The sequence below is a fragment of the Staphylococcus sp. NAM3COL9 genome (assembly GCF_001431205.1).
Taxonomy (GTDB): domain Bacteria; phylum Bacillota; class Bacilli; order Staphylococcales; family Staphylococcaceae; genus Staphylococcus.
In genome coordinates this window covers 200,937-212,828 of sequence record NZ_LGPC01000011.1, presented here as the reverse complement: position 1 = coordinate 212,828, position 11,892 = coordinate 200,937, and the positions used below count along the sequence as shown (strand labels likewise).

The 11,892-nt window shown below is 32.7% G+C and carries 10 protein-coding genes and 2 pseudogenes; 3 read left to right on the top strand and 9 right to left on the bottom strand.

Annotated features, from left to right (window positions below):
* Positions 1–102: 102 nt before the first annotated feature.
* From hfq to ACA31_RS03960, 3 genes are read right to left on the bottom strand one after another with little or no spacing between them, the layout of a single operon-like run.
* Entirely contained in the window at positions 103–321 is a 219-nt protein-coding gene (hfq, locus tag ACA31_RS03970; RefSeq protein ID WP_057512076.1) for an RNA chaperone Hfq, read from the bottom strand.
* The gene (gene miaA / locus ACA31_RS03965) at positions 293–1,270 is read right to left on the bottom strand and encodes a tRNA (adenosine(37)-N6)-dimethylallyltransferase MiaA (protein ID WP_057512075.1); all 978 of its coding nucleotides are present in this window, start codon (positions 1,268–1,270) and stop codon (positions 293–295) included. The genes hfq and miaA overlap by 29 nt, the downstream gene beginning before the upstream one ends.
* Before the next feature lie 21 nt (positions 1,271–1,291).
* Positions 1,292–2,230, bottom strand: a complete 939-nt coding sequence (locus ACA31_RS03960) for an alpha/beta hydrolase (RefSeq protein WP_057512074.1) — start codon at positions 2,228–2,230, stop codon at positions 1,292–1,294.
* A gap of 251 nt (positions 2,231–2,481) precedes the next feature.
* Between ACA31_RS03960 and ACA31_RS03955 the strand changes: the two genes are divergently transcribed.
* The 3 genes and pseudogenes from ACA31_RS03955 to ACA31_RS03945 all read left to right on the top strand — a co-directional run bounded on the left by ACA31_RS03955 (position 2,482) and on the right by ACA31_RS03945 (position 4,274).
* Positions 2,482–3,228, top strand: coding sequence for a sulfite exporter TauE/SafE family protein (locus ACA31_RS03955; protein ID WP_057512073.1), 747 nt, complete (start codon positions 2,482–2,484; stop codon positions 3,226–3,228).
* A 123-nt stretch (positions 3,229–3,351) separates the two neighbouring features.
* Positions 3,352–3,802, top strand: a pseudogene (locus tag ACA31_RS03950) (VOC family protein).
* Positions 3,772–4,274 (top strand): annotated as a pseudogene (locus ACA31_RS03945) (MepB family protein). Before ACA31_RS03950 ends, ACA31_RS03945 begins: the two co-directional pseudogenes overlap by 31 nt.
* Positions 4,275–4,359: 85 nt before the next feature.
* Here ACA31_RS03945 and ACA31_RS03940 read toward each other — a convergent pair.
* From ACA31_RS03940 to mutL, 6 genes are all read right to left on the bottom strand, one after another.
* Positions 4,360–6,033, bottom strand: a complete 1,674-nt coding sequence (locus ACA31_RS03940) for a glycerol-3-phosphate dehydrogenase/oxidase (protein WP_057512072.1) — start codon at positions 6,031–6,033, stop codon at positions 4,360–4,362.
* Between the two features lie 145 nt (positions 6,034–6,178).
* Positions 6,179–7,681 (bottom strand): glycerol kinase GlpK, encoded by a 1,503-nt coding sequence (gene glpK / locus ACA31_RS03935; RefSeq protein ID WP_057512071.1) that lies wholly within the window; start codon positions 7,679–7,681, stop codon positions 6,179–6,181.
* Positions 7,682–7,853: 172 nt separating this feature from the next.
* The gene (locus tag ACA31_RS03930) at positions 7,854–8,672 is read right to left on the bottom strand and encodes an MIP/aquaporin family protein (protein WP_057512070.1); all 819 of its coding nucleotides are present in this window, start codon (positions 8,670–8,672) and stop codon (positions 7,854–7,856) included.
* A gap of 170 nt (positions 8,673–8,842) precedes the next feature.
* Positions 8,843–9,091, bottom strand: coding sequence for a hypothetical protein (locus ACA31_RS03925; protein WP_301335881.1), 249 nt, complete (start codon positions 9,089–9,091; stop codon positions 8,843–8,845).
* Between the two features lie 314 nt (positions 9,092–9,405).
* Positions 9,406–9,939 carry a glycerol-3-phosphate responsive antiterminator gene (locus tag ACA31_RS03920; protein WP_057512068.1) on the bottom strand — a complete coding sequence of 178 codons (534 nt, stop codon included), beginning with the start codon at positions 9,937–9,939 and terminating at the stop codon, positions 9,406–9,408.
* Positions 9,940–9,950: 11 nt separating this feature from the next.
* Complete coding sequence (gene mutL / locus ACA31_RS03915) at positions 9,951–11,891, bottom strand: DNA mismatch repair endonuclease MutL (RefSeq protein ID WP_057512067.1); 1,941 nt, start codon at positions 11,889–11,891, stop codon at positions 9,951–9,953.
* Position 11,892 lies beyond the last annotated feature (1 nt).

Sequence of the window (11,892 nt, the reverse complement as noted above, 5' to 3'; positions counted from 1 at the left end):
CAACAAAATGGGAGACTTTGTTGGTTTTTTGAAACAACACTAGATTAATTGATATCTAGTGTTGTTTATTTCGTTTTTAACTTTTAATTACATATTTTCTGATTATGATGTTTGAGGTGCATCATCAATTGTAAACGTACTGATTGCATGTTTATAAATAAAATGCTGTTTACCTTGAGATAATAAGCACACTACATACTTATCATAATCCTCAATAATACCTTTCATTTGAAAACCATTCATTAAAAACACAATCACTTTTGTTTGATCAGTCTTAAATTGTCCTAGGAATTTATCTTGGATGTTTTCTGTTGTCTTCATGTTCTATACTCCTTTTCTTTATTTGGACTGAAACTTCATCTAACATCGATGAAAGTGACATTTTCTCTTTATCTAACCATACTACGTCTAGCTTATTTTTGAACCAAGTCATCTGTCGCTTTGCATAGTTTCGAGAATGTTGCTTTAATTTATCTATTGCATCATTTTTATTTGTATCGCACTTCACTACAGGCAACATTTCTTTATAACCTATAGCTTGCATACTTTGACATGATTCATATCCCGCATCTACGAGTCGTTTCACTTCATCAAGCAAACCACGTTCCAACATTATATCTACGCGTTTATTTATCTTTTGATATAATATGTCACGCGATATTTCTATCCCTAATAATAATGTATCATAATTTTCAGTATATTGTTGAACTTTCTTACGAGAACTTAAAAGTTTTTTTGTTTTTAAATAATATTGTATTGCTCTGCGCACTCTTTTTCTATTATTAGGATGAATGTCTTCTGCTGATTCGCCATCAAAGGATGTTAAATATTGATGTAATGCTTCATTTGATAGTTGATCTAATTCCGCTAATTTTTTATCTACTGCTTCACTTTCTTCTTCTGTGATTGTTTCATCTTCAAAAGCATAATCGTGAATCAGAGACTGAATATATAAGCCAGTACCTCCAGCAATTATAGGCACACATCCTCTATCAGTAATCTCAGTTATTAATTTCTGAGCTCTATTTTTAAAATCATAAGCAGAAAATGCTTCATTTGGTTCTAATATATCTATCATATGATGTGGCACACCTGACATTTCATCTGGCGTAATCTTTGCTGTCCCTATATCCATATGTTTGTATACTTGCATTGAATCGCCACTGATAATTTCACCATTAAATTTTTTCGCTAATTCAATGCTGAATTCTGTCTTTCCTACAGCAGTCGGTCCTACAAGTACGATTAAAAAAGGCTTATCGTTATGCACGTGTATATCAACTCTCTTTATTTATTTGCTATTTCTATTCATCTTTTTCAAAATTTGCTTTTCAATCCATTCATACATGTTATTCCATGTAATAGCAAAATCCTTCTCTAATAAAATTTCATGTCGTTTATTTTTATATAAATGAACTGTTACATGATTCACGCCACAGCGTTTATATAATTTCCCTAGTTTTCTAATGCCTTTACCTTTGCCACCTAACGGATCATCTTTGCCTGATATGAGCAGTACAGGAATTTCTGGATTCATTTTTTTGATATTTTTCACACGACTTGTCGTTACTGCGTGTTTTATTATTTGGTATATGAGTTGATTAGAAACCAAAAAACCTGTATTCGGATCTTTTATAAATTTAGCCACTTCACGTGTATCGCTAGATAACCAATCACTTGAAGTTTTTTGATTTTTAATGTCTTTATTGAATGATTTATACATTAATCGATTCATCCACTTCAATCGACGTCGTTTTCCTAATACTAAAGTAATAATTTTCATTAATAAAGCAATGAATATACCTAAATATTTTGGGTGTTGCACTGTACCACTAAGAATTAAACCTTGAGCTGCATCAGGATATTTTTGAACAAATGTACGTGCTATAATAGAACCCATAGAATGACCAATCATAATGTATGGGATGTTCGTGTAGTGTGTACACATAGTCTGAGCAATTTCATATGTATCATCCGCAACTTGCGATATATCAGCTATATGTCCACGTTCTTTTTCATTTATTTCTTTACCATGACCTCTATGGTTATGTCGTAATACATCATATCCTTGTTGATTAAACGATTCAACAAGTTCATCATATCTTCCCATATGTTCTGCCATGCCATGAAGCAAATGCACGACACCTATTGTTTCATGTTTGGCTTTATCTAATTTCACTTCTAACATTCTGCCATCTTCAACAGTAATCTTAAATTTCTTTTGACTCATGTGATAGCCCCCCAACTCATGCATCATTTCAATCTTCTTATACTATACAATATACCCTCAAAATTCAATGTTATCAAATAGAATGAAAAACGTTAACCTCTAGACAACGATATATTAAAAACAAATGCAACAATCATTAGAAACCTAATATAATTCTGTTTTAAAAATGTTATACTCAAAATCAAGTATTGAGTTAATTATGCCGGTCATAAAATATAAAACAGAGAACAATTCATCGAGGGGGACATCTAATGGATATAACAATTTTTATTTTGATATTATTATCTATATTCTTAGGTGCTTTAGTACGTACATACTTTGGCTTTGGAGAAGCTTTAATTAGCATGCCTTTATTAGCTTTAATAGGTTTAGATATAAAAACAGCTATATCTTTGGTTGGTGTCGCTGGTCTAACTGTAGCTTTACTTAATATATTCACTGAAATGAGACATATTAAATATAAAACTTTGGCAGTCATGATGTCAGGTAGTTTAATAGGTATACCCGTGGGCATATGGATACTACATCATTTTGATACCGGAAAAATCCAATTACTGTTAGCTATTTTTCTAATCATTTATGGTATTTATGCTTTTATCAAGACCATTTTTCTATCCCACCACTCTAAAATCGAACTTACATCTTCTATATGGGAAAGTTTGGCAGGACTTATTTCTGGTGTGCTAGGCAGCGTTTATAACTCTCATGGTGTACCAATCGTTATTTTTGGAACGCTAAGTCAATGGCATATTAAAGACTTTAAAAGTACTATTCAAGCTCATTTTCTATTAACAGCTATTTTTGTTGTAATAGGTCAATTGTTAGGTGGTATATGGACGAGTCAAACCATTCAATTATTCTTAGCTACTTTACCTATATTGCTTCTTGCTGTTTTATTTGGTAAGTATTTATCGAAAAAGACTCACCATAAACATTTTGAAAAATGGATTTATATTTTTATAGTTATATTAGGTATATTAATGCTTTCAACACAGTAATTTACCATTAAAACATTAATACAATATTATCGACAGCATGCATTTATATACTTTATTTAGATTTAATTGAAATCTTTGAACTTCATTTAATCAAAAAATAAAATTTATATTGGTGGTATTTTTATGAAATCTAGGATATCAGTAGTTACTTTGGGTGTAGACGATTTGCATAGCGCAGTGCATTTTTATAAAAATGGGCTAGGATTTGCAACAGAAGGTATCGTAGGAGAACAATTCGAAAATGGTACAGTTGCATTTTTTAAACTAACTTCGGTTTTAACACTCGCAGTATTCGAACGTAAAAAATATAGCATATGATACTCAATTGAAACAAAGTGCTACTAGCCCAACGGAATTCACTTTGGGACATAATGTAGAAAGTAAAGAAGAAGTAGACCAAGTTATTGAACAAGCAAGAAAAGCTGGAGCACAAATTACAGTAGAACCTCATGATACTTTTTTGGGGGGCTATTCAGGTTACTTTCAAGATCCAGACAGTCATTTGTGGGAAGTTGTTAAGAGGTTAGAAGCGGTTGGTTTATTATGCTTAATAATTATATTTCTAAAAAGTTAATGGATGAAATTAATAAAATAGTCAGTAATTTTATTAATAAAAATTATGAAGTTGAAAAATGGAATCATGAATATGAGGCTTTTAATTTTAAATTAGCTCATCATACTTTTAAAAGTAGGTTAGCTAAGAAAACGCCTAAAAAAACTGGTTATTTCGTTGCTATTTGGCAAAAAATGAATTAGGTAAAAATATTCCTTTTAATTGGGAGGATTCTAAAGATAACTTGGTTATTAATGTTATAGATGGTGCTTATAAAGGACAATTTATTTTCCCAAAACAAATTTTGTTAGAACATGGTGTAATAACATCAGCCAAATACAAAGGAAAAATGGCAATGCGCGTTTATCCAAATTGGGAATCAAATTTAAACAAGAATGCATTAAAAACACAAAAATGGCAAACTCCCTATTTTTTAGATTTATCTACCATCTTCAATGAAAAAGATATTTGTACATATTATGTGATAAAATAACTTAAAGGTATATTTGAGATAGATAAATGAAAACTGGCGACAAAGTTCTAAGAACCTTGTCGCCAGTTTTCATATTTATAAATATTTACGCTTTAACTGATGGTTGGTTATTACCAGTTTGTGCTTCTTTAATCGCAGTTTCTAATTCATTTGTGTATAATTCTTTTTGAATATTTGTATAACCTAATAATTCAGCCATTACATCGATTACTTGTTCTTTATAATTTAATACATCATCAATTTTGAAATATAATTTACCTGTACGACGGATAAAGAAATCAGTTGGACGGTGAACCATTTCATTTTGAATTGAATAAATTAATTCTGTGTAGATATCTAACGGTAAACCAGTTTCTTGATATTGCGCAGTTTGTGCAATTTTGAATAATTCTTCAGCGTTTGAGCCATATTTAGATACAAAGTGACGTGCAGTCGCTTCGTCTATTTGATAAGCTTTTGCTTCTTCAATTTTTTGTTCAATATATTTATCAAAGTTTTTACTGCCGCCTACATCTCCGCCAGAGATTGTTAAGTGTTTTGTTGCCGCTTTATCAAAAGTAAGTTTATATTCTGATTTTAGGCGTTTTGCTAATAAATCAACAATTTCTACTGCCATGTGACGGTAACCAGTTAATTTACCACCTGCAATTGTTAATAATCCAGATTTACCTTCCCAAACTTCATCTTTACGAGAAATTTCTGAAGGATCTTTACCTTCTTCTAGAATAAGTGGTCTTACACCTGCCCATGATGATTCGATATCTTCATCAGATACGTTAACGTCAGGGAACATATAGTTAATTGCTTCAATTAAATAATCTCTATCTTCTTGGTTAACTAATGGTGATGTCTTAACATTGTCATAAAAAGTATCAGTTGTACCAACATATGCTTTACCTTCACGTGGAATAGCAAAAATCATACGACCATCGTTTTCTGTATCAAAGTATACAGCTTGACCTAGTGGGAATTTAGATTGATCAATGACAACATGAACACCTTTTGTTAAGCGTAATTTTTTATTGTTACGTGCATAGTCACCACTACGTACTTCGTCTACCCATGGTCCACTTGCATTGATAACTTTTTTAGCTTTAATTGGGTATGTTTCATTACTAATTTGGTCTTCTACTTGAATACCATTAACTGTTTCATTTGAATCATATGTGAAATGCACAGATTTTGTATGGTTAATCACAGTAGCGCCTTTTTCTTCAGCACGTTTCATTACCTCGATAGTTAATCGTGCATCATCTGTACGGTATTCAACATATGAACCGCCAGCTTTAAGACCAGATTTTTTAACAAGTGGTTCTTTTGCAAGTGTTTCTTTTGCATTTAACATTGTTTTACGTTCAGCTTTTTTAACACCTGCTAATCTATCATAAACGCCTAAACCTAACGATGTAGTAAATTTACCCATAGATCCACCTTTATGCAATGGTAATAACATACGTTCTGGTGTTGTTACATGTGGACCATTTTCATAAACAATCGCACGTTCGCGACCAGTTTCTGCTACAACGCCTACTTGTAATTGTTTTAAATAACGTAATCCACCATGTACTAATTTAGTAGAGCGTGAACTTGTACCTTGTGCAAAGTCTTGCATTTCTACTAAAGCAACTTTCATACCTCTGTTACTGGCATCTAAAGCAATCCCAGCTCCGGTAATTCCGCCACCGATAATCACAACGTCATAAGCGTCATTTTTCAATTCTTTCTTAACTTGTTCTCTTTTTAAAGTTGATAAACTCATAAATCTAGCGCCTCCTAAAGTATTAAAAAAAGAGAGATTCATCCCATACATATATAATTGTACGAATTGAATCTCTCATTTCTCATCTCGATATTATTAACTTACCCGTATTGTAGCATAGATAACACTTTTAAGTCTAATTTTTTTACTCATCGTCTAATTTAAAGACTTGAGTTGCTTCTACAGCTTTCTTCCAGCCTTTATAATGTTTTTCTCTTACTTTTTCTTCCATGTCTGGATTAAATTGTTTTTCTAATTTCCAACGATTAGCAATTTCATCTTTGCTATCCCAGAAACCAACTGCGAGTCCAGCTAAGTATGCTGCACCTAACGCTGTTGTTTCATTAATTTCTGGACGCTCAACGCCAACGTTTAAGAGGTCAGCTTGGAATTGCATAATGAAATTATTCTTAACTGCACCACCATCGACGCGTAAATTATTCACAGTGATTCCAGAATCTTTTTCCATCGCTTCTAATACATCACGCGTTTGGTAACATAATGATTCTAAAGTTGCTCGGATGAAATGTTCTTTTTCAGTACCACGTGTCAGTCCAAAAATAGCGCCACGGGCTTCTGCATCCCAGTATGGTGTACCAAGGCCAACAAATGCTGGAACGACATATACACCTTCAGTTGATTCAACACGTTCTGCATAATTTTCTGATTGAGGTGCTGAGTTGATCATTCTTAATCCATCTCTTAACCATTGAATTGCAGAACCTGAAACAAAGATAGAACCTTCAAGTGCATAATTAACTTTACCATCTAGACCATAAGCAATAGTTGTTAATAAACCACTCTTAGAAGCAACAGCTTCTTCTCCTGTATTCATTAACATAAATCCACCCGTACCATAAGTGTTTTTCACATCACCACGGTCGAAACATGCTTGGCCAAATAGTGCTGCTTGTTGGTCACCAGCGATACCAGAAATCGGCACTTCTTTACCAAAGAAATGATAGTCAACTGTATTAGCATAAACCTCACTAGACTGTTTTACTTCAGGAAGCATCGAATTCGGAATTTCTAAAATATCTAATAATTCTTGATCCCATTCTAAATCATGAATATTGTAGATTAATGTACGACTTGCGTTGGTATAATCTGTAATATGTGCTTGCCCACCTGATAATTTCCATACTAACCATGAATCAATTGTTCCAAATAGTAAGTCACCATTATCAGCTTTTTCTCTTGCGCCTTCAACATTATCAAGTATCCATTTTACTTTTGTACCTGCAAAATAAGGGTCTAATAAAAGACCTGTTTTTTCACGGAATTTATTTTCTAAACCTTGTTCTTTTAAGTTTTGACAAATACTTTGTGTTTGACGTGATTGCCAAACAACTGCGTGATAGACTGGGCGTGATGTATGTTTGTCCCAAACTACGGTTGTTTCACGTTGGTTTGTAATACCAATACTAGCGATTTGATCTGCACCAACATTTTCTTCGTTAAGTACTTCAGCAATAACTGCTAATACAGACGTCCAAATTTCATTTGCATCATGTTCTACCCAACCAGATTTAGGAAAATATTGTTTGAATTCACGTTGTGCTACGCCTTGGATTTTCCCATCTTGATCAAAAAGAATCGCTCTTGAACTCGTTGTACCTTGGTCAATTGACAAAATATATTTTTCCATATTGATAATCTCCCTTTTAGTATACTTGTTGAATAAATAATGCGTGTTTCCCGGCAACCTATCTGTATACATTCCTTTTTAATAATTCAACAAACATATTCATATTATTTATTTTTTTATAATATAAGACCTGTTTATATTTTAACGTATAAACAGGACAGTTAAAACTTATTTAATAAATTGTTTCGATACCTTTTGCACTTTTTGCTTTATTTAAAGCGATTCCAAGCGCAATTGTTACAATTAACAACACGATTGATACAACAGACATCATATCAAACGCACCTTTGTAGAATAATCTATAAATAACCGCACCCATCATACCACCAGTAATAGGCCCCAATACTGGAACAATTGCATAACTCCAATTTGATTTACCTTTTCCAGCAATTGGTAAAATGGCATGTGCAATACGTGGTCCTAAATCACGAGCAGGATTAATGGCATAACCAGTTGGACCACCTAAACTTAAACCAATCGCAACGATTAAACTACCAACAATTAATGGATTTAAACCATCAGCTATTTTATTCATTCCAATGAATAATAAGCCCATTGTTAAAATAGCAGTACCGATAATTTCACTTAAAAAATTGGCAAAGTAATTTTTTATTGCTGGTGCTGTAGAGAACACAGCTAATTTTGAATCTTTATCTTCAGTTGCTTTCCATTGTGCTAAATACATTAACCAAACTAAAGTACCACCAATGATACCACCCAGTATTTGGCAAATAATGTATCCAGGTACCATACTCCAGCTTAATGCACCATCCATTGCGAACGCTAATGTTACGGCCGGATTTAAATGTGCGCCAGATATTTCACCTGTAGCATAAACGCCCATAGTTACGGCAAGCCCCCAGCCTGTAGCAATTACAATCCAATCTGCCCCGTTACCATTAGTTCTTTTTAAATTAACGTTGGCAACAACGCCACCCCCAAATAATACTAATATTGCTGTTCCCAATAATTCAGCAAAATATACACTCATAGAGACTCCTCCTAAAAAAGACAAAAAGATTCCTACAATTATGTCCAGTGTTAATCCACTGGTTTAATGACTGTAGAAATCTCCCATCTCTGTTCTAATTATTAACTTGTATTTATCTTACACCTCTATTGAAAGCGTTGTCAATCTTTTTTGTAAAAAATTGACACAATTTAAAAATCAATAACAGCGCTTTCTTTAATTTCGAATCGCTTAGTATAACAATTGATTTTTGCTGATAAGTCGTAAGGTACACTGTGCTTGGGCTCATTATGTCCAAATGATAAATTATATAAAATTGAAATGTTTGGATTTTCACTTTTTCTAACAATTTTTAATATCTCATTTTCATACGCTTCATAATAAATTTTATTAAATGGTTTGCCAAAAACAATGCCTTCTACTTTATCTAACACCCTTATTTGTAATAATAGAATCTTCTCCCGCTAACTAGAAGATAAAGATACAATTGCAACAGTGTCCCCCTCTTAATAATTCTCTCGGTTTTATTATTAAATGTCCCCCTAGTTTTTTAAATTACATAGATTGTTACTTAATAATTAAAAAATGGTAAAAAAAGAATTAGCTATAAGCTTTAGAAAAGATCATACATTAATAAAATGATTTAATCTGTTTCTAAAATAGCTAATTCTATTAAGACAATTACATTATGGTCAAAATCATTCAATCTTTATTTTTGAATAGAACGACTGTTAATTTAAGTGATTTAGTTTTATTACCATAAATCCCGATCACTTGTAGTGATATATTTCGCTCCATTTTTTACCGCAACTTCAACTTCCTCCACATCATTAATCAAACCACCAGCAATCACAGATGTATTCGTCTCTTCATTAATGATTTTTATTGCCTTTGTTGCTACACCTGGCAACACTTCAACAAAGTCAGGCTCAACACGTTTAATAAGATCGATGCTTCTAGTTAATGCATGACTATCTAGAATAAACACACGGAAAACGGTAGTCGTATTCAACGCTTTTGCTTTGTTTATAACCTTCGTTTTTGTCGAAACAATGCCTTTCGGATGATAGTTCTGAATGATAAATTCACAAGCAAATTCATCATGACTCATACCTCTAATTAAATCGATATGCATATACACTTCTATATTATTCTTTTTCATCAATTCCATAATACTTTTGATATGACCTATATGCGTATCTAATAATACACATTCTTTATAATCTGTCTGTATCAGTTTTTCTAAATCTTTCATTGAGCGAATAGCCGGTAAAATATATGGCTTCATCCACTAACCTCCTATATAATACGCTTAAATAAGCGTTCTAATTCATAATTTGAAAAATTAATGATTATCGGTCTGCCATGTGGACATGTAAATGGATCTTCTGTTTCTCTCAATTGATTCACTAAATCTGCCATTTCATTATTTTTTAAATAGTGATTTGCTTTAATTGATTTCTTACAACTCATCATAATAGCAGCTTCTTCTCGTATTTTTTTCACATTCACTTTTTTATGTTCTAAGACATACTCAATCATATCTTTAATAATTTCTTCTGCTTCAGCAGCAGGAAACCAAACTGGATAACTATCAACAATATAATCATTACCACCAAACGGTTCTAAGTGCACGCCTACTTTATCTAATTCTTCTACATGCTGATTGATAATCATCAACTCGTCTTTGGAGAAATGAAAAGTTAAAGGAATTAATAAATTTTGTATTTCATTAGAGACGTCACCTATTTTTTCTCTAAAATATTCGTATTTAATTCGTTCCTGTGCGGCATGTTGATCAATCATAAACATGCCGTTCTCATTTTGTGCGATAATATATGTCCCATGAACTTGACCCACGACTTCCATATATGGCACACGCTGTGAAGGGGTGCTACTGATACTTCCTTTAATATCAGGTGTTTCAGCTACATCATCAGAAAGTGTTGATGTATCAGCGATATCTTGTTCTTCCATATCAGTCAAAATATCGCGTTGTGTCTTAGCATAATCATAAGTCGATTCTTGCACTGAATAAGAATCATCTGAAGATGTATCCGGAATTGAGTTTGTATTATCTAAAGATTGATTTGTTTCATTGGGCTGATTATCATCAAGATCAAAGTTCAAATTCGATGAAGATGTAGCATCTTTTTGCTGTTTGCGTTTCTCAAAATCAATTTTCTGTTGTTCAAATTTATCCAACACTTTATTTTTCTGCGTCAATTTATTCATATCATTTTGTGGTATTAAAATGCGATCTTTAAAAGCTTCTCGTATTTTTTCTATAATCAATGCAAACAACTGATCTTCTTTAGATAAACGTACCTCTAATTTAGTTGGATGGACGTTGACGTCGACAAGTATCGGGTCCATTTCAATATTTATATAACAAATCGGAAATCTGCCAATCATTAACAGTGTATGATAACCTTCTAAAATTGCTTTATTTATTAAAAAGTTTTTGATATATCTACCATTAATAAAAATAGAAATATAATGTCTATTACTTCGTGAATGTTCTGGTTTAGCGACATAGCCTTCTAAATGATAGTCGCTCGTTTCACCAGAGATGTGTACTAAATCTTTAGCCACTTTCATTCCATATATTTCTGACATCACTTCATTTGTGCGTCCTGAACCATTTGTCTTTAGAATCCTTCTGCCATCCGAAATAAGCGAAATACGAATATCTGGATGACTCATTGCCATACGATTTACGATATCTGTAATTTTACCTAATTCAGTATATAAACTTTTAATATATTTTAAGCGCGCTGGTGTATTATAGAATAATGATTCTACTAATATATCTGTACCTTGTTTCGCTTTTGCAGGTTTTTGGTTAAGAATTTCACCATTTTCCACGTAAATTTCTTGACCTTCTTCATTATCTGTACATGTTTTCAAAGTCACTTTGGAAACCGAAGAGATACTTGCTAATGCTTCCCCACGGAACCCCAGTGTACGAATGTGAAACAAGTCATCATCCGCATCTAGTTTACTTGTTGCATGACGATGAAAGACGAGACCTAAATCTTCTATATGAATACCCGTACCATTGTCAACGACGCGTATGGATGCTACACCAGATTGTTCAACTTCGATATTGATTTCAGTCGCTTGGGCGTCAATGGCATTTTCTAATAACTCTTTGACTACTGAGCCTGGACGTTCGACAACTTCCCCAGCAGCAATCTTATTCGCTAATGATGTTTGCAGCTCTTTAATTTTACCCATT

Excerpts from the sequence above, each read along its gene's own strand:
- ACA31_RS03940 (WP_057512072.1), bottom strand. The coding sequence starts at position 6,033 with ATGAGTTTATCAACTTTAAAAAGAGAACAAGTTAAGAAAGAATTGAAA.
- hfq (WP_057512076.1), bottom strand. The coding sequence starts at position 321 with ATGAAGACAACAGAAAACATCCAAGATAAATTCCTAGGACAATTTAAG.
- ACA31_RS03920 (WP_057512068.1), bottom strand. The coding sequence starts at position 9,939 with ATGAAGCCATATATTTTACCGGCTATTCGCTCAATGAAAGATTTAGAA.
- glpK (WP_057512071.1), bottom strand. The coding sequence starts at position 7,681 with ATGGAAAAATATATTTTGTCAATTGACCAAGGTACAACGAGTTCAAGA.
- ACA31_RS03960 (WP_057512074.1), bottom strand. The coding sequence starts at position 2,230 with ATGAGTCAAAAGAAATTTAAGATTACTGTTGAAGATGGCAGAATGTTA.
- mutL (WP_057512067.1), bottom strand. The coding sequence starts at position 11,891 with ATGGGTAAAATTAAAGAGCTGCAAACATCATTAGCGAATAAGATTGCT.
- ACA31_RS03955 (WP_057512073.1), top strand. The coding sequence starts at position 2,482 with ATGGATATAACAATTTTTATTTTGATATTATTATCTATATTCTTAGGT.
- ACA31_RS03930 (WP_057512070.1), bottom strand. The coding sequence starts at position 8,672 with ATGAGTGTATATTTTGCTGAATTATTGGGAACAGCAATATTAGTATTA.